Origin of the sequence: Kosakonia pseudosacchari (assembly GCF_900184035.1) — a bacterium.
Taxonomy (GTDB): domain Bacteria; phylum Pseudomonadota; class Gammaproteobacteria; order Enterobacterales; family Enterobacteriaceae; genus Kosakonia; species Kosakonia pseudosacchari.
The window spans coordinates 19,511-36,776 of sequence record NZ_FXWP01000020.1 but is presented as its reverse complement, the minus strand read 5'-3'; the positions used below and the strand labels follow the sequence as shown (position 1 = coordinate 36,776).

General features: G+C 53.6%; 22 protein-coding genes and 2 tRNA genes. 12 read left to right on the top strand and 12 right to left on the bottom strand.

Annotation, left to right across the window (positions count from 1 at the left end; translation table 11 throughout):
- The first annotated feature begins 64 nt into the window (after nt 1-64).
- A complete protein-coding gene (gene cbl / locus BN2591_RS16715) occupies nt 65-1,015 on the top strand; it encodes an HTH-type transcriptional regulator Cbl (RefSeq protein ID WP_020454221.1) in 951 nt (316 codons plus the stop codon).
- A gap of 84 nt (nt 1,016-1,099) precedes the next feature.
- On the opposite strand, the gene shiA is transcribed toward cbl, so the two are convergent.
- A complete protein-coding gene (gene shiA, locus BN2591_RS16710; RefSeq protein WP_086873057.1) occupies nt 1,100-2,425 on the bottom strand; it encodes a shikimate transporter in 1,326 nt (441 codons plus the stop codon).
- Between the two features lie 348 nt (nt 2,426-2,773).
- Nucleotides 2,774-3,319 (bottom strand): chorismate mutase, encoded by a 546-nt coding sequence (locus BN2591_RS16705; RefSeq protein WP_086873056.1) that lies wholly within the window; start codon nt 3,317-3,319, stop codon nt 2,774-2,776.
- Between the two features lie 305 nt (nt 3,320-3,624).
- Here BN2591_RS16705 and BN2591_RS16700 point away from each other — a divergent pair, with 305 nt between their 5' ends.
- The gene (locus BN2591_RS16700) at nt 3,625-4,137 is read left to right on the top strand and encodes a GNAT family N-acetyltransferase (protein WP_086873055.1); all 513 of its coding nucleotides are present in this window, start codon (nt 3,625-3,627) and stop codon (nt 4,135-4,137) included.
- 43 nt (nt 4,138-4,180) lie between these two features.
- Here the strand turns inward: BN2591_RS16700 and BN2591_RS16695 are convergent, their stop codons facing one another.
- Nucleotides 4,181-4,972 (bottom strand): MBL fold metallo-hydrolase, encoded by a 792-nt coding sequence (locus tag BN2591_RS16695; RefSeq protein ID WP_086873054.1) that lies wholly within the window; start codon nt 4,970-4,972, stop codon nt 4,181-4,183.
- A 237-nt stretch (nt 4,973-5,209) separates the two neighbouring features.
- On the bottom strand, nt 5,210-5,554 hold the full coding sequence (locus BN2591_RS16690) for a winged helix-turn-helix transcriptional regulator (RefSeq protein ID WP_086873053.1): 345 nt from the start codon (nt 5,552-5,554) through the stop codon (nt 5,210-5,212).
- A gap of 90 nt (nt 5,555-5,644) precedes the next feature.
- Between BN2591_RS16690 and BN2591_RS16685 the strand changes: the two genes are divergently transcribed.
- Entirely contained in the window at nt 5,645-5,971 is a 327-nt protein-coding gene (locus BN2591_RS16685; protein ID WP_086873052.1) for a nuclear transport factor 2 family protein, read from the top strand.
- Nucleotides 5,971-6,750, top strand: coding sequence for an SDR family oxidoreductase (locus BN2591_RS16680; RefSeq protein WP_086873051.1), 780 nt, complete (start codon nt 5,971-5,973; stop codon nt 6,748-6,750). The genes BN2591_RS16685 and BN2591_RS16680 overlap by 1 nt, the downstream gene beginning before the upstream one ends.
- Here the strand turns inward: BN2591_RS16680 and BN2591_RS24890 are convergent, their stop codons facing one another.
- The 3 genes from BN2591_RS24890 to mtfA form a co-directional block, all read right to left on the bottom strand.
- Entirely contained in the window at nt 6,751-6,879 is a 129-nt protein-coding gene (locus BN2591_RS24890; protein WP_279627235.1) for a hypothetical protein, read from the bottom strand.
- A 4-nt stretch (nt 6,880-6,883) separates the two neighbouring features.
- Nucleotides 6,884-6,959 (bottom strand) — tRNA-Asn (locus BN2591_RS16675).
- A gap of 99 nt (nt 6,960-7,058) precedes the next feature.
- Complete coding sequence (gene mtfA / locus BN2591_RS16670; RefSeq protein WP_086873050.1) at nt 7,059-7,856, bottom strand: DgsA anti-repressor MtfA; 798 nt, start codon at nt 7,854-7,856, stop codon at nt 7,059-7,061.
- Nucleotides 7,857-7,949: 93 nt separating this feature from the next.
- Here mtfA and BN2591_RS16665 point away from each other — a divergent pair.
- The 4 genes from BN2591_RS16665 to BN2591_RS16650 all read left to right on the top strand — a co-directional run bounded on the left by BN2591_RS16665 (nt 7,950) and on the right by BN2591_RS16650 (nt 9,933).
- Nucleotides 7,950-8,039 (top strand) — tRNA-Ser (locus BN2591_RS16665).
- Nucleotides 8,040-8,436: 397 nt separating this feature from the next.
- A complete protein-coding gene (gene drpB, locus BN2591_RS16660; RefSeq protein WP_086873049.1) occupies nt 8,437-8,703 on the top strand; it encodes a cell division protein DrpB in 267 nt (88 codons plus the stop codon).
- 24 nt (nt 8,704-8,727) lie between these two features.
- Nucleotides 8,728-9,426 (top strand): phosphohydrolase, encoded by a 699-nt coding sequence (locus tag BN2591_RS16655; protein ID WP_086873048.1) that lies wholly within the window; start codon nt 8,728-8,730, stop codon nt 9,424-9,426.
- Between the two features lie 12 nt (nt 9,427-9,438).
- A complete protein-coding gene (locus BN2591_RS16650) occupies nt 9,439-9,933 on the top strand; it encodes a very short patch repair endonuclease (RefSeq protein ID WP_086873047.1) in 495 nt (164 codons plus the stop codon).
- On the opposite strand, the gene yedA is transcribed toward BN2591_RS16650, so the two are convergent.
- Nucleotides 9,908-10,819 (bottom strand): drug/metabolite exporter YedA, encoded by a 912-nt coding sequence (gene yedA / locus BN2591_RS16645; protein WP_086873046.1) that lies wholly within the window; start codon nt 10,817-10,819, stop codon nt 9,908-9,910. The genes BN2591_RS16650 and yedA overlap by 26 nt on opposite strands.
- 176 nt (nt 10,820-10,995) lie before the next feature.
- On the opposite strand from yedA, the gene BN2591_RS16640 reads away from it, so the two are divergent.
- From BN2591_RS16640 to dgcQ, 3 genes are all read left to right on the top strand, one after another.
- Nucleotides 10,996-11,907: a DUF808 domain-containing protein gene (locus BN2591_RS16640; protein ID WP_086873045.1), complete on the top strand. Its 912-nt coding sequence runs from the start codon at nt 10,996-10,998 to the stop codon at nt 11,905-11,907.
- Nucleotides 11,908-11,986: 79 nt separating this feature from the next.
- Entirely contained in the window at nt 11,987-12,169 is a 183-nt protein-coding gene (locus BN2591_RS16635; protein ID WP_020454206.1) for a YodC family protein, read from the top strand.
- 93 nt (nt 12,170-12,262) lie between these two features.
- Nucleotides 12,263-13,960, top strand: a complete 1,698-nt coding sequence (gene dgcQ, locus BN2591_RS16630) for a cellulose biosynthesis regulator diguanylate cyclase DgcQ (protein WP_086873044.1) — start codon at nt 12,263-12,265, stop codon at nt 13,958-13,960.
- On the opposite strand, the gene BN2591_RS16625 is transcribed toward dgcQ, so the two are convergent.
- Nucleotides 13,924-14,754, bottom strand: coding sequence for a mannosyl-3-phosphoglycerate phosphatase-related protein (locus BN2591_RS16625; RefSeq protein WP_086873043.1), 831 nt, complete (start codon nt 14,752-14,754; stop codon nt 13,924-13,926). The two genes, dgcQ and BN2591_RS16625, sit on opposite strands and share 37 nt — an antisense overlap.
- Nucleotides 14,755-14,976: 222 nt before the next feature.
- On the bottom strand, nt 14,977-15,207 hold the full coding sequence (gene yodD, locus BN2591_RS16620; protein ID WP_017458383.1) for a YodD family peroxide/acid resistance protein: 231 nt from the start codon (nt 15,205-15,207) through the stop codon (nt 14,977-14,979).
- Between the two features lie 127 nt (nt 15,208-15,334).
- Between yodD and dsrB the strand changes: the two genes are divergently transcribed.
- The gene (gene dsrB, locus BN2591_RS16615; RefSeq protein ID WP_086873042.1) at nt 15,335-15,523 is read left to right on the top strand and encodes a protein DsrB; all 189 of its coding nucleotides are present in this window, start codon (nt 15,335-15,337) and stop codon (nt 15,521-15,523) included.
- Nucleotides 15,524-15,565: 42 nt separating this feature from the next.
- On the opposite strand, the gene rcsA is transcribed toward dsrB, so the two are convergent.
- A complete protein-coding gene (gene rcsA / locus BN2591_RS16610) occupies nt 15,566-16,189 on the bottom strand; it encodes a transcriptional regulator RcsA (RefSeq protein WP_017458381.1) in 624 nt (207 codons plus the stop codon).
- A gap of 277 nt (nt 16,190-16,466) precedes the next feature.
- Complete coding sequence (fliR, locus tag BN2591_RS16605) at nt 16,467-17,264, bottom strand: flagellar biosynthetic protein FliR (protein WP_017458380.1); 798 nt, start codon at nt 17,262-17,264, stop codon at nt 16,467-16,469.
- Between the last annotated feature and the right edge of the window lie 2 nt (nt 17,265-17,266).

Here is a 17,266-nt window from a genome sequence, read left to right as displayed (position 1 = left end):
TTGTTCTGCCTGGCCGCAGACTTTAACAATATCGTCATGTCTGACAGGCCAGGAGCAGCAAAGGGTGAATTTCCAGCAACTCAAAATTATCCGCGAGGCGGCGCGGCGGGATTACAACCTGACCGAAGTCGCCAACATGCTTTACACGTCACAATCCGGCGTGAGCCGCCATATTCGTGAGCTTGAAGAAGAGCTGGGGATTGAGATTTTTATCCGTCGCGGCAAACGTTTGTTGGGTATGACGGAACCCGGTAAAGCGCTGCTGGTAATTGCCGAGCGCATTCTTAACGAGGCGAGCAATGTGCGCAGGCTCGCCGACCTCTTTACCAATGACACCTCTGGCGTGCTGACCATTGCGACGACGCATACCCAGGCGCGTTACAGCTTGCCATCGGTGATTAAAGCGTTTCGCGCGCTGTTCCCGGAAGTGCGACTGGAGTTGATTCAGGGCACCCCGCAAGAGATTGAATCTCTGCTGCATAACGGTGGTGCAGACATCGGCATTGCCAGCGAACGCTTAAGCAATGACAGCTCACTCGTGGCGTTTCCCTGGTTTCGCTGGCATCACAGTTTGCTGGTGCCCGCCGATCACCCGCTGGCACAATCCTCACCGCTAACACTCGAAGATATCAGTCGCTGGCCGCTTATCACCTATCGCCAGGGGATCACCGGGCGGTCGCGTATTGATGAAGCGTTTGGTCGCAAAGGGTTAATCCCGGATGTGGTGCTGAGCGCGCAGGATTCCGATGTTATCAAAACCTACGTCGAGCTGGGGCTGGGCGTCGGGCTGGTGGCAGAACAATCGAGCGGCGAAAACGAAGAGGGCAAACTGGTGCGGCTGGATACGCAGCACCTGTTTGATGCCAATACCGTCTGGTTAGGGTTAAAACGCGGTCAGTTACAACGAAACTATGTCTGGCGCTTTATTGAGCTGTGTAACGCCGGGCTGTCGGTCGACGATATCAAACGCCAGGTGATGGAACCGGACGAAGCGGCGATCGATTACCAGATTTAACGAAAGTTATAAGCAACAGCGCCTCCGCATGCGGAGGCGCTGTTTTTATCCCGGAATGAACATCACCTCCTGTGTAGGTGGTTTTTACTGATGCGTGTGCGACGGTGTTTTCATCAGCATCGCTGTCAGGGCGGAGAGCAGACAGCCTGCCAGCAGATAAATGGCGACGGAATGCCACTCGCCAGCGGAAAAGTTCAGCAGCGCGGCGGCAATAAAGGGCGTAAAACCGCCGCCGACCACGCTGGCGACCTGGTAACCGACTCCCGCGCCGCTGTAACGATAGCCCGCGCCGAACATTTCGGTGAACATCGGCTGTTGTACGCAAACCACCATATCGTGAGCGATATTGGCCAGCAGTAACGAAAAGATCACCACACCGAAAATGGAGCGCGCTTCCAGCGCCATAAAGAACGGGAACGCGCTCAGCGCACCGAGCAATGCGCCCGTGATGTAAATGCGCCGCCGTCCATAGCGATCTGCCATCCATGCGAATAACGGAATAGTCAGGCAACTTATCCCACCGACCAGCAAGCCGATATTGAGGAACAGTTCACGCGGTAAACCCAGATTTTGCGTCGAGTAGTTCAGCGCAAAGGCGGTGACGATATACATGGTCAGCAGTTCACACAGGCGCAAGGCGATAATTTTCAAAAACGCGCCCGGATGGCGAAACAGCGCTTCAAACACCGGCGGGCGTTTTTTTGTCTGCGCCGGTTGTTGCGTCTGCGCTCGTTCAAACTCGGCGGACTCCGCCATGCCGTTACGCACCCACAGCGCACCGAGCACCAGTACGATGCTGAACAAGAAAGGCAGACGCCAGCCCCAGCTCAGAAACTGCTCGTTGGTGGTCAGGCTGCTGATGAGCGACACAAGACCTGTGGAAAGCAACAACCCGACGCCATACCCAACCTGAACGCCGCTACTGTAGAAGGCTTTTTTCCCGGAGGGTGCGCTTTCGACAGCCAGCAGCGCCGCGCCACCCCATTCGCCGCCAACGGCGAAACCCTGGATGGCACGCAGGATCACCAATAACGCCGGTGCCCACCAGCCGATAGTGGCAAAGGAGGGCAGAATGCCAATACAGGCTGTGGCGATGCCCATCATCCATACCGTCATCATCAGCATTCGCTTGCGACCGAGCCGATCGCCGAAATGACCAAAGACAATGCCGCCGAGCGGGCGGAATAAAAAACCGACGCCAAACGTGGCGAAAGCGGCGAGCGTACCCATCGCCGGGTCTATCTGCGGGAAAAACTCGCTGTTAAATACCAGCGCGGCGGTGATGCCATACAGTAAAAAATCGAACCAGTCGACCACTGCGCCGGCAAAGCTGCCCCATGCCGCACGGCGGGCGCGATTGAGTGGCGGTGCCTCTTCATCGGGGTGGGTTGTGATGAGCGTGGAGTCCATAGTTGTTCTGTCCGTTCCTCAAAATTGCAAAATTTTCTAGTTTTAATAGGGAGAAAAGGTTACTCACATCGTACGCAGCCAAAAAAAGCCGTTATTGAGACTACAGCGACAGCGGACAGGAGAAAACTCTTTTGCAGAGCGGGCGGCATGAAAGGGGGAATTTAACTCAGGGGGCGTTAATGCGCAGAAGATTATTCGGTAGTTGAATGGTTTGAGTGCGTGGCATTCGGGTGGTCGATGTTAAACCGCAGGCTCCGTCCATAACCCGGCATCTCTTATCGAATACCCGGCCTGTCTGCACACTGGCAGGCCGGGCATGGGAGTTTTCATTGCGTACGACATTGATGGCTAACGTGCGCGATGAATAAGGCGTAAAGCGGCAAGAAGGTTGTTTTTATCCGCCTCGCTGAGGTTCGGTGCCATAATTTGTGCCGACAGCCATGCGGTGTCTGCTTCAGTGAAAGCGCCGGTGAGCAACCGCTGGCTGATGGCGGTGAGCAACTCGCCATCCAGTTGATTTATCTGTTGCCGCGTCGCATCCAGGCTTCTGACGGAGCGGTTAACATCCGGGGTGGCTAACCAGTCGGCCAGATAGCGGTACTGAACGGCCTTGCTGGCATTCATCAACGCGCGAAAAAAAGGTTCCACGGAGCGGGGATCCAGACCCGCGTCCTGGGCATTTTTCACCGCTTCCGCCAGTACTTTTTGTTCCCGCTCTACATCTTCCACCGGGGAGTGATGCTGCGCCTTATAACTGGCGACATCTTTCATGATCAGCATGCGTTCATTGAGTGCAGATGAAAGTGTGCTGAGCGACACCGATGCGACGGAACCTGCAAAAACATTGCCGCACATGAACAGTGATGAAAGGAAAACAACCGCAGACTGGAACATCAACTTACCCTCCTGTCAAAACCCAAAAAAAAGCCGTTCTCGGGGAAGAACGGCGAATCGACCATCACGGCTAAAATCACTAACACGATTCATATTCTATTAGTTGCATTAATGAATTATTTCGAAACGGTCGTTTTGTGTAAGTAAATGAAACGATGCAAATAAGCGACACAGTGTGAGGGTGCAGTGTGAAAATGGCGCCGGAGCCCCAGGGCTGTACAATACGAGCCGCGGAACGGTATGGAACCGACCTGAGGCTGTTATGCCTGTCAGGCTTAACGCTTGTTACCATTGGGAACATTCAGATGACAGATATTACAATCAGACCAGCGCGAAGCGAGCACCTGGCGGCGTTAAGAGCCATTGAACTTGCCGCGTTTGAAACGCTGCGCCAGGCGGGGGCAGTCAGTGGCGCGCCTGTTGCTAACAGCCTGGACGCGTTGCATCAGCTATGCAGGGAAGGGGTGTTGCTCGTCGCGTTCGCGCCGGGCGATATTCCAGTCGGTTTTGCCGGAGCCGAGATCACGGAAAACTGGCTGCACATTGCCGAAGCGGATGTTCACCCGGACTGGCAACGGCAGGGAGTTGGCCGACGCCTGGTGCACGCGCTTTTGGCGGAAGGCAAAGCGCGTGGTTTAAACGGCGCCTCGTTGACGACCGATCGTAATGCGCCCTTCAACGCGCCGTTTTACGCTTCGCTGGGTTTTGCCATCGTTGAAGGCAACGCTATTTCACCCCGGCTGAAAGCGCTGCTTGCCGCGGAAACCCTCGCCGGGTTGGATCCGAAACGCAGGGTTGCCATGCAATTATGCTATTGAATCGATGGCCGCCGTGCTTGATGTGCGAGCGTGCGCCAACGGCTTAGCGCAGGCAGGCAATATATTTCTCACCTGACCGGCGCACAATTTCCGCCGCATTCTGCGCGATCTCCCGTCCTTCAAACGCGCCGTAGAGCTTTGCGAATTTCACTGCATCCAGTCGGCGCGTCATTTCACGAACCGTCTCTGCCGGCAGCGGCAGCATATTCGGGTAGCTCCACATAAAGGAGACGGCATTGGCGCCCGGCGCGACCTGAACGATGTCGCCGGACAGCAGCACACCTTCATCCCGTGCCCAGTGGAGAACGCAGCCACCGGCAAAATGGCCGCCAAGGCGCATGATGCTTACGTCTGATGTCAGTTGCAGCGTGTCGCCATCCCAGAGAGTAATGTGTGGGCTGTCGCGCATGATCCACTCACGATCGCGTTCATGCAGATAAATCGGGGCGTCAAAGGCGGCAGCCCAGTCTTGCATGGTGGTGTAGAAATGAGGATGCGAAATCGTGATAGCCTTGAGCCCGCCCAGAGAGGTGATCAGCGTTTTTGTGGCGTCGTCGAGCGTGGCGATGCAGTCCCACAGAATATTGCCTTGCGCTGTTCTCAGCAGAAACGCGCGCTGCGCAATCGCGAAATCAGGCACGGTTTGGATGCTGAAGAGATCGCTTTCGTGTTGTTGCCATTTATTGACGTGCGAGGCCAGAAGGGCAGGGAACTCAACCCACTTCTGCCCGGTTACCGGCACGAACTGGCGCTCATCTTCGCAGATAGTGCACCGCTGTGGGGGCGTGTCGGTTATTTCATACGAGGTGCCGCACGCATTGCATAAGGTGATCATGGTCGTCCTCTCTGTTCCGGTTACGTCAGTGATAAAGGGGTTTTGCAGAGAATGGCTTCATTTTTGCCGGGCAATGTCCGCGCCATTATGAAGTAACAGCACCTTTAGCATGGCACATGGCGGCTGCGGTATGTGCTGGAGAGTGCGACCAAAAAAAGAAGAAATGCCCGCTGTGCGGCCGAACGGTTCAGCGCGTAGCGGGTTGTATCAGAACGAAGGGCAATATTTTCGCCGGATTTAAGGCTCGTTCGGTGAGAAGGTGTCGCGTTTTTCAGCCCATTTCAGCATCGCATCCAGCGCCGGACACAGAGCTTGCCCCCACTGCGTAAGCCGGTATTCCACCTTCGGCGGGATCTGCGGATAGACCTTGCGCGACACAATGCCATCCGCTTCGAGCTGACGCAGTTGCTGGCTCAACATCTTTTGCGAAATGCCAGGAATAAGCCTGCTGAAATCGGAATAGCGCTGCACTTTTCCATCAAATAAATGAAACAGGATGACCAGCTTCCAGCGGCCCTCCAGTAATCGCAGCACCTGTTCTACGCCAAGCGCGGCGGTATCGGGGGTATAAATCTTACTCATAAGCGTGTTACTAACTTTTTTGTGCGTTCTTGATGATTTGACACTATATGGTGAAAATGAGAGCACCGCAAACCGAAGGAGCCTCTCACCATGTCTTTATCATTACCCGACGCAGTTGCTACCTACTTCGCCATCAGTAATGGCGCAGATATCGCCAACGTTAGCCACTGCTTTACGCCTGATGCCGTGGTTATTGATGAAAGTAAGACGCATCGCGGGCTTGAAGCTATCCAGGCCTGGCAACGCGACGTGCAGAATGCTTTTGACTACACCGTTGAACCGATCCGCGTGGCGGATGACGGAACGCGGCTAACGGTAACCTCACATGTGGTGGGCAATTTTCCCGGCAGCCCGGTGCAGCTTAGCCATGCGTTCACCTTACTGGACGGGAAGATTGCCGCACTGGAGATCGTGTAATGAGCATGAATCTGAACTTACAAGGAAAACGCGTTCTGGTCACGGCGGGCACGAAGGGCGTCGGAAAGGCGGTTGTTGGCCTGTTTCATGACGAGGGGGCAAAAGTGTTAACCACTGCGCGAATCCAGCCTGAAGAATCGTTAGCGGATCACTTTGTGGCGGCCGATCTGACAACGGTTGACGGTTGTCAGCGCGTCGCGCAGGCAGTGCAGAGCCACTTTGGCGGCGTTGACATTATTGTTCACGTTGTTGGTGGCTCGACAGCGCCCGGTGGCGGTTTCGCCGCGCTGGGCGAAGAGGAGTGGCAACAGGAACTGAACCTTAATCTGCTGCCTGCGGTCCGGCTCGACAGAGCACTGTTACCCGGTATGCTCGCGCAGGGGACCGGGGTCATTATTCATGTCACCTCTATTCAGCGCGAACTGCCGTTGCCGGAATCGACAACCGCGTATGCCGCGGCTAAGGCCGCCCTCTCGACCTACAGTAAAAGCCTGTCAAAAGAGGTGTCACCAAAAGGGATCCGCGTGCTGCGTGTCGCACCCGGCTGGATCGAAACCGAAGCCTCCGTCGCGCTGGCCGAACGGCTGGCGCGCCAGGCGGGAACGGATTACGAAGGTGGTAAGAAAATCATCATGGATTCGCTTGGCGGCATCCCGCTGGGGCGTCCATCAAAACCGGCGGAAGTGGCCAGTCTCATTGTGTTCCTCGCTTCATCCTGTGCGGCGGCGATCACAGGAACAGAGCACGTTATCGATGGCGGCACAGTACCCACCGCCTAATCATGACGGGCATTGCGCGTTAATCAGGTCGCCTGCTGTGCAGAAAAGAGAAGGAAGGGCTGAAGGGAAGGCGGCGGCCAGCTGGCTGGCCTGAAAAGCAAAAAGCCTGCTTAAAAGCAGGCTTTTCATAATCTGGCTCCTCTGACTGGACTCGAACCAGTGACATACGGATTAACAGTCCGCCGTTCTACCGACTGAACTACAGAGGAATCGTGTGAACGGGGCGCATACTACTGGCCCCGTACTTGAGTGTCAACACTAAATTTAACACACTGATTCAATTGGCGAATTAAAACACAGGCGGCGTTTTAATGTACCTGCCGTGTACTGTCGTTATCGCAGCCTGCCTGCCCGCGCAAACGGCTTAGCGGATCCTGCCCATAGAAATGGCAGAAGCGCTGCCATAGCGCCGGGAAGCGGGGAGCGAACAGCTCTGGTGCGCTAAAGAAATACTCTGACAGTACGGCGAAACACTCTGCCGGATCGGTTGCCGCGTAGGCGTCGATGCTGGCCGCGCTTTCGCCAACCAGATCGATTTCATCCTGAATGTTGTCCATCGCAGCGCGCAGATCGTGTTCCCAGCCTGCCACTTCACGCAGCGGAATCAGCGGAATGCCGCTGGCGCGATCGCCGTTGCGCGTATCCAGTTTATGCGCCACTTCATGAATAATGAGATTAAAGCCGGAAGCGTCAAACGAGTCCTGAATATCCAGCCAGTTAAGGATAATAGGGCCTTGTTGCCAGCTCTGCCCGGACTGAACCACGCGCTGGTTGTGCACCAGACCAATGTCGTCTTCCCACTCGTCATCAACAACAAACGGCGCCGGGTAGATCAGCACTTCGTGGAAGCCATCCAGCCATTCAAGGCCAAGCTCCAGCACCGGCAGGCAAAACAGTAAGCCGATGCGCGCGCTTTTCAGCGCATCTAAATCGAATCCTTGCAACGGAACCAGGCGTTTTTGCTGCAAAAAGCGCTCAGCCAGATGAACAAGTTTCTCCTGTTCCTCCGACGACAAATTTGCTAACACGGGGGCATTTAACGCTTCTTCCCAGGGGTATTCTGCGCCTTCGGCAGATTCCCTTGTCTTCCAGGGCCACTTAATCATCGTTTTGCTCGCAAACTCGCCACTTGAACCAAATTAACGGGACAGGGTCTGTTAAAATGCCAAATTACCTGGCATCATGGCAACCATCTGAACGGAGAGATGCCGGAGCGGCTGAACGGGACGGTCTCGAAAACCGTAGTTGGGGCAACTCAACCGGGGGTTCAAATCCCCCTCTCTCCGCCATTATTCAAACAGTTACGCGCTTCGCTTTCAACGACTCCCGTCACAGTTGCTTTTCCACTCTTGCATTTGCACATTTTATAACCTTTTCTTAACATAATTGATAGAAATGATTGCCCCTTTTATCATTAATTTTTGTAGCGTTTCGTCCTGGCCTGGAAATGTCATCGCAAGCGCACTCATTCCACTTTTTCTTATTATTTTTTATCCCGTTACGTCTGTTTGTCATTGACACGTGGCACTCTCTTTCGCGGTCTGTGGCCGTTGCGGGTGAGGGGACTCATCAGTCTCGCTGATATATCTTTAAAATTAATCACCAGACGATATGATGAGAGCGTTGTCACATTTATGCTGGGACAATTTCATTCCTTTCCTCCCTTAACCCATGCGGAAAACCATTATGGACGATAAAGCGGTTCGCAGCTTCGGTGGCAAACTGGCACTGTGGGTGTTCTGGATTTTCTGCGTCTATTTTATCTGGACTGTGCTAAACGATATCTGGCCAGTCAGCCAGACAAATTTGCCGGTCGGGTTTAATACTGGCACTGTGGGAACTGCGACAGGTGACTGGCTGAACTCGCTTTTTGGCGTGCTGGTTTTAGCCGTCGTGGGGGTGATACTTGGCGCTATTGCCTGGTACACGCGTCCGCAGGATCCGGATGCCTGAAACAGTACATTAACGGGAACAAGAATGAATGTAATCGACTGGCAGCACCGTTTTGACCAATGGATTTCTCAGCATTTTAACCACGGCGACGCCGCGCATGATGTTTCACACTTTCGCCGGGTCTGGAAAACGGCACAAACGCTCATGCAGGGCCAGCAGGTTGACGCGCTGGTGGTGCTGACCGCCTGTTATTTCCACGACATCGTGAGTTTTGCCAAAAATCACCCGCAGCGTCACCAATCCTCAGTAATGGCGGCAGAAAAAACGGCGGCTATTCTCGCAAGCGATTTTCCTGATTTCCCGCAACACGCCGTGGCTGGCGTGCGCCATGCTATTGAAGCGCACAGCTTCAGCGCGGGTATTGCGCCGCAAACGCTGGAGGCGAAAATTGTTCAGGATGCCGATCGGCTCGAATCACTGGGGGCGATTGGTCTGGCGCGCGTCTTTGCCGTTTCTGGCTTGATGGGCGCGGCCTTATTCGATGGTGAAGATCCGTTTGCCGCCGAACGCGAACTGGATGATAAAGCCTTCGCTCTCGATCATTTTCGCTGCAAGTTGCTGAAATTACCCGCCACCATGCAGACTGAACAAGGGCGTAAACTCGCCGAACACAACGCGGATTTTTTGGTGCACTTTATGGCGAAGCTCAGCGCCGAACTGCAAGGTGATCACCAGCGCGTTGATGAAGCGGTGCTGCGCCGCTTCAGTTTTCATCTGACCTGAGGGAGACGCGCGATGGCGGATGTGCATGATAAAGCAACGCGCAGTAAAAATATGCGCGCCATCGGCACAAAGGATACGGCGATCGAAAAGCGGCTTGCCGCGTGTCTTGTTTCACTGGAACTCAATTTTCGTGTCCAGGACGCCGCCTTGCCGGGGCGACCTGATTTTGTGCTCGACGAGTATCGCTGCGTTATCTTTACCCACGGTTGTTTCTGGCATCACCACTCCTGTTACCTGTTCAAAGTGCCTGCCACGCGCACGGATTTCTGGCTGGCGAAGATTGGCAAAAACGTGGAACGCGATGCGCGCGACACGGCGTTGTTGCTCGAACAGGGCTGGCGAGTGCTGGTGGTCTGGGAGTGTGCGCTGCGGGGACGGTTAAAACTCGGCGATGAGGCGCTATGTGAACGGCTGGAAGAGTGGATCTGCGAAGGGCAACAGACTGCGCAGATCGACACTCAGGGGATTCATGCGATGCCGGTTACTTCTCTGCCTCGCAAGGCGTAACTACCGGGCGCGCCGGAAAGAGGTATTTACCCAGCGTCACCAGTACCACTGCCATAATAATAATGCCCAACGCCAGCCACTCCACGGGGGAGAGATGTTCCCCGCCAAAACTTGTGCCAAGCAGCACAGCGACAACCGGATTGACATACGCATAGCTGGTGGCAACGGCAGGCGAGACGTTGCGGATCAGGTACATATAGGCATTGATAGCGATAATAGAGCCAAACAGCGCCAGATAACCGACGGCGAAGAAACCGGAAAGTGGCGGTACTGCGCTAAGGCGCTCGCCGCTTAATGCCGACGCCGCTAACAACACAATGCCTGCGGCCAGCATTTCGATTGCGCCCGCCATCATGCCGCCCGGCAGCTCAATGCGCGAACCGTATACCGAACCAAATGCCCAGCTTAGCGAACCGACCAGAATCAACACAGCGCCCCACGGATTACCGCTTAAATTCCCGCCGCTATTAAGTAAAACAATGCCTGCCAGACCAATGGCAATGCCAAACCACTCAAGTTTTCGTGTCTTAATGCCGAAAAAGTGACTGAAACATAAGGTAAAAAGCGGAACGGTCGCCACAACAACCGCGGCAATACCCGAGGGCACATTTTGGTGTTCCGCGACGGTCACAAACCCGTTGCCCACCGCCAGCAGCAGCACGCCAATCAGCGCGGCATTAAGCATCGGGCGCAGCGGTGGCAATTTATGGCCGGTCAGTAATAAGACGCCAATCAGAAGGACGCCCGCAGATAAAAAGCGTGTACCGGCCAGCATAAACGGTGGCCAGCTTTCAACGCCAATGCGAATAACAAAGTACGTGGAACCCCAGATAATATAGAGCGCGAAAAGCGCGCCAATAAGCGGTAAAACTTGCCTGAAACGCATAACCCACCACGGCAAAAGATAAGAGGCTTATAGTAAACGTTAAAACTATCGGCCTGGCGAGTGGTTAATTGCATAAGAAGTGTTAAATTTTTGTTGACTGTAAGAGGTGATTTTCGTCCCGCGCTTTTTCCATCATACTGAGAAGCGTTACACCATAAATTTAAAAGGAAGACATTTTGGCAGGAAGTAGTTTATTAACATTACTCGATGATATTGCGACGTTGCTGGATGATATTTCAGTGATGGGTAAACTGGCGGCGAAAAAGACCGCCGGTGTGCTGGGCGACGATCTTTCGCTTAACGCACAACAGGTCACCGGCGTGCGCGCCAATCGCGAATTGCCGGTGGTGTGGAGCGTCGCGCGTGGCTCACTGCTGAATAAAGTGATTCTCGTCCCGCTGGCGTTACTGATTAGCGCCTTTATCCCCTGGGCCATCACACCGTTGCTGATGCTCGGCGGCGCGTTTTTATGCTTTGAAGGTGTGGAAAAAGTGCTGCACACGTTTGCAGCGCGTAAACATAAAGAGAGCCCGGAGGCGCGTCAGCAGCGTCTGGAAGCGCTGGCAGCGCAAGATCCGCAGCAGTTCGAGAAAGATAAAATTAAAGGCGCGGTGCGCACTGATTTTATTCTCTCTGCCGAGATTGTCGCCATCACGCTCGGTATCGTTGCCGATGCGCCTTTGCTGAACCAGGTGCTGATCCTGTCGGGCATCGCGGTGCTGGTGACTATTGGTGTTTACGGGTTGGTGGGAATCATCGTGAAGCTCGATGATATGGGCTACTGGCTGGTAGAGAAACCGGGCGTTCTGGCGCAGGGGCTGGGGAAAGGGTTGTTATTCACCGCGCCCTGGCTGATGAAGCTCCTGTCTGTGGTCGGTACGCTGGCCATGTTCCTGGTTGGCGGCGGGATTGTGGTACATGGCATTGCGCCGTTACATCATGCTATCGAGCATTTTGCCGCGAGCCAGCCTGCACTGCTGCAGGCGCTGGTTCCCATGCTGGCCAACCTGGTGCTGGGCTTTGTGATTGGTGCCGTGGTGGTCGCGGTAATGAAAGGAGTGGAACGTTTACGTGGCGGTGAAAAATAAAATCTCGCGACAGGGATTACGCAAATTTAAGCAACTTCGTCTAAGGTGAAAAAGTTTCGCCCTGATACCGGAGGCAAGAATGGTCTTTTTGGTCAGCGATGAAGTGCAGAGTAAAAAGGGTGGTCCGCTCATGATTGTTACCGGTTATGCCAGCGGCATGGTTGAGTGCCGCTGGTATGACGGCTACGGCGTCAAACGGGAAGCCTTTCGTGAAGATGAGCTGATGCCTGGCGACAGGCGGCGCATCCACGAAGAAGCGTAACCACTAAAACGCCCGGCATTGCTGGGCGTTTTTATTGCCGGATTAAACACGAGCGGGGCGAAAGCGCACTCACAGATATCTCAGGGAGCCCGTGTGCGGCAGAATCGTGTCGTGAAACAGCCCAGGCCGTTCAAACATCTACAGCGCTATTTCGTCCCGGCTCGGGTGGTTAACCTTTGCTTTGTGATCGTCATGGTCTGTTCGACGATTTTGACCTGGCGCGAAGTGATTGTGCTACAAGGCGCGTATGTCGCCAGCCAGCGTAGCGCGCTGGAAAACGTCAGCAATGCGCTGGATATGCAGATTCAGGTCGGCGTAGACCGGTTGCTCTTTTTCCGAAATGGTATGCAGGCGGCACTGCAAAAGCCGTTGGGATTTGAAGTATTAAATTCCGTGCAGGGCGAGTTTGATCGTAAACGCGCCTTACCCTACTGGCAGATCGGGCTGGATAACAGCCGGACGCTGCCCATTTACGGCGTTTCTGACGCTTTAGTTGAGCAGAGCGGGCTGCTGCGTCGCGACGAGGAGCGGTTGCACAACGAACTCACGGCGGCAATGGAGCTTGGCTACCTGTTTCGCCTCTCCTCGGAGGCTGCCATGTTGCCGCGTCAGGCCTATTATTTCTCGCGCGCCGGTTTTTTCCTCTCCACGCGCCCCATTGAGCGTGAGCAGGACATTATTTCCACCTATTACCGCTTATTAACGCGCCCCTGGTTTAGCGGCCAGCAGCTACGGGAAAATCGTGGGCGTGGCGTTCGCTGGTTCACGCTTTTTAACAGCACGGAAAGCGACAATATCGTCGCCGCCAGTGTGCCGCTTGATTATCAGCATTACTGGTACGGCGTGCTGGTCATGAGCTTTCCGCTGAGCGCGATTAAGCCGCTACTGCTTGGTGAACAGCTCCAGCAGGATGGCGGGGAATATCAGCTTTACGATAACCATTTCCGGCTGCTGACCAGCACCCAATCGCCACAGGATGCCAGCGCCGAGTTTGACGAGGCTGACGTGGCGAAGCTGCAAGCGGAACTGACTCGCGATACCGTTGGCGGCCTGAACCTGGGCACCCGCTATGTGAGCTGGCAAAAGCTTAAACATTTTGGTGGCGTCCTGCTGCGTATTCACTCTTTGCGTGAAGGCATCTCCGGGGATTTCGGGCGTATCAGCATCGCGCTCTCGCTGCTGTGGGTGTTGTTTACCGGCATGCTGCTCTTTTCCTGGGTGGTGATCCGCAGAATGGTGACCAACTTGTATAGTATGCAACGCACGCTGCAATGGCAGGCGTGGTTCGACCCGCTGACGCGCCTTTATAATCGCGGATCGTTCTTTGAGCAGGCGAAACTGTTATCTGAAGAGGCGCGGGCGCAGGGGCGACCCTTCTCGGTCATTCAGCTGGATATTGACCATTTTAAGGGCGTCAACGATCAGTTCGGTCATCAGGCCGGCGATTTGGTGTTATCCCACGCCGCCGGGCTTATCAGCAGCTCCATTAGAGAACAGGATGTTGCCGGGCGCGTCGGCGGTGAAGAGTTCTGTATTTTATTACCAGGCAGCACGCTTGAGCAGGCGGTGCAGGTTGCCGAACACATCCGTTCGCGCATTGAAAGTAAAGAGATCCTGATCCATAAGCGCACGACGTTGCGCATCACGGTTTCCCTCGGGGTCAGCGATGCGCAGGAAAGCGGCAATTACGATTTTGAATACCTGCAATCCATTGCCGATAGCCGCTTATACCTGGCAAAAAACAATGGTCGCAATCAAGTCTGTTCAGTGGATGAGATTCCAAACAGATGATCCAGGCCTTCGCGCCAGCCCGCCGCTCCCTCTTGTTGCGTGTGATAAACCCGGGGCGGGCTATCCTGGCGTAGCGTTACCCCCTGGCGATTAAGGCCTTTCACCACCACGGCGTAGTCGACATTATCGAGTAACGGTGCATCGTTTGGTCCATCGCCCAGCCCAACCGTAACCGCGCGTTTGCCCTGGTAATGCCGATATTGTCGGGTCAGCCAGCTTACGGCCTGATCTTTTCCGCCGCGCTCATCGAGCACATGCCAGAATCGTGCTCCCTGCACAACACGTAACCCCAGCTGCGCCAGCGCATCATCAAAAGCAGCCATGCGTTCGTCGCTATCGCGCCAAATCAGCGTTTCAGAGGCTTCCTGCAGCTTTGCGAGGTTAGCCTGCGCAGGCGTAAGGCCAGTTAACTCGGCCAGCACATGTTCATCCAGCTCTGTAAACGTCGTGAATTTCCAGCCATTGCTCTGGCGTAATTGGGTCAGCACGCGGGCGATTTCCGCATGAGGGGAACCGCTAATAATCCGTGGATAGTCGTCATGATCCTGCCAGTGTTCATCTAACTGAATCACCGCGCCGTTTTCGGCAATAAAGGGCAGGCCTTGCAGTTGCAAAAGGTTTTGTATGGCGATCATCTCTGCCGCCGTTTTGCTGCTACAGAGGATCACCGGTATCTTCCGCTGGCGCAGACGCGCAAGCCACTCCGCAGCGGGTTGCCATTCGCCGGTATGGCTATCCAGCAGTGTCCCTTCTATGTCAGTAAAGATCAGTAATGGGTCGTCCAGGCTCGGCATAGTGAGCTCCTTTGGCAGTGTGAGTCGGGAGACTTTTGTCGCGCATTGTATGCAGTAGAATACAGATGTATGTGCTAATTCATTGATTTATAGATATTTCTTGTCTTGATGGTGTTTTGTCTATAAAGTTGTCCCCACATCAGATTCCCTGGTGTACGAATTTTAAGTGCTTCTTGCGAGAGCAAGTTTGTCCCGGCCGTTTCGGCGGCCGGGATGTTTTCTTCAGCGATTCGCCTCCGTAATACTGAAGTCATGCACGTCCAGTTCAAATGCTTCCGCCAGTTCCCGCCAGGTATGATATTCCCGACCATCCACGCTCACGCGCTGGCCATCTTCGTCGTCGACACGATGCACTTCGCTTTCGCTGATTTCGTTAATCGCAGCCAGCAGGGCATCGACATCGATATGCACATCCCGCTTTGCGGTCTCGCTATACTCTTTGACTGTTTTCACGCCGTCACCTCCTTCATAAATGCAGTGTTAAGTATAGTCGGTAGAAAAAATCGCCAGCTAAACGCAGGCACGCTGTCAGGGCAGCGGTTTTGTTCTACACTGGCGTAAATGCGAGAGGAGGGTACTTATGAAGGTTAACGATCGGGTTACGGTCAAAACGGACGGGGGTCCACGCCGTCCGGGAGTGGTATTGGCTGTCGAAGCGTTTAATGAAGGTACGATGTACCTGGTCTCACTGGAAGATTACCCGCTCGGGATTTGGTTCTTTAATGAAAAAGACCACCCGGACGGCGTATTTGTAGAACTTGCAGATTAATATTTCGCCCTCCGGCTGGAGGGTGAATGGATAAAAACAGCCTCAACGCATATTAACAAATATACCCGTGGTAACATTATCTGTTAGCCGCACTACATGATATATAACCTGTTTATTATGCGTTTTAATTTTTCTTTTAATATTACCCTTATGTGATGATACCGTTTTCGCTTTAATATTCATCTGATCGGAGATTTGAATCGTATCCTGCCCGGACATCCACATTTTCAACATGCTGGACTCGGTACGACTTAGTGAAAGTGTTGGTAAGTTAATGGTCCCAACGCTTTTTTTCTCTTTGTTGAGACAATCTCCCAGAATATTATCCAGCGACTCAGGCTTGATTGATTTAGAACTAATCAATAAGTTTTTGCGAACCAAAAGATATTCGTCAAAGTGGATATTGGCGATAGCCATAAACACGATAAAAAGTGTACGGGGATGCTGATTAATGACTTGCTTTATATGTTGACTGCTGCTTGGGTCATGAATAAAGCAGTCCTCATTAATAAACACCACGGTTGGCTGAAGTGTGGCGCAAGCTGATTCGAGTTCATCAACTGTCTGGATGTCGTTGATATCTCGTTTTTTAACCCCCCGGCTTGTCAGATACCCTGTTAATCCCAACCGGGTATAACTGCATAAATCCATAATAATCGTTGACATGGCATACCCTCACTCAATGCGTAACGATAATTCACCACCCGCCAGAAGCTTCAGAAGCCATACAGGAAAAACTTATATTACTGAAGTACGACGCGAAACTTCAGGCGAACCCACTATCCCGTAAAGTTAGGTATAATTTGCCAGGAATCATCTTAAAGTAAAGTAAATGTTGCGTTCTGTGAGAAGGCTAAAAACAAATAAGCCGCGCCAGATATATGGTGGGGGATGTTTTTTAAATTTAACTTTAGGAATATCCTCAGAAAGGCATTACTAAAGGTCAGGGATTACTATTCTGTGGAAGTTCGCTAACAATATCAGCTAACAGATTGAAAATCTCACTGAATAATCGCTCACAATAAGGAGCGATTAACGGCATCATTGCCGCCATCAGTAAAATCCCAACGCTTAACGTAACGGGAAAACCAATCACAAACACCGACAATTGCGGTGCCATGCGGTTCAGTAAACCAAGGGAAAGGTTAATGGTCAGCAGCAATGTGATAACTGGTAATGCCAGCATCAACCCATTGAGGAAGATCATGCCTGCTGCCCGCGTCAGCGCCAGGTAGGCATTGCTGTTTACCGGGTTACCGCCAATCGGCAACGTGTGGAAGGTATCGACCAGCATCGAAATTAACCACAAATGCCCATTGAAGGTGAGGAACAACAGCAGCGCCAGCATATCGAGGATGCGCGCCAGCACTGGCATGTTTAAGTGGCTGGTGGGGTCGACAAAGGTGGCGAAAGAGAGACCCATTTGCAGGCCAATCAGCTCACCGGCGGTACGAATCGTCGCAAAGGCGAACTGCATCGTAAAACCGAGCGCAACGCCAATCAGGATCTGCTGTAGCGCCAGCCACAGTGCCGCCGGGGCGAATACCGGAACATCCGGCGTTGGCGGCAGGGTGGGGGCGATGACGATGGTAATCACAATCCCCAGCCCCACTTTTATCCGCCGCGGAATACGCGATTCGCTAAGGATCGGCGCGGTCATAATTAACGCCATCACGCGCAGCAGCGGCCAGAAATACATACTGATCCAATGCAGCCACTGATCGCTGGTGACGTTCAACATAA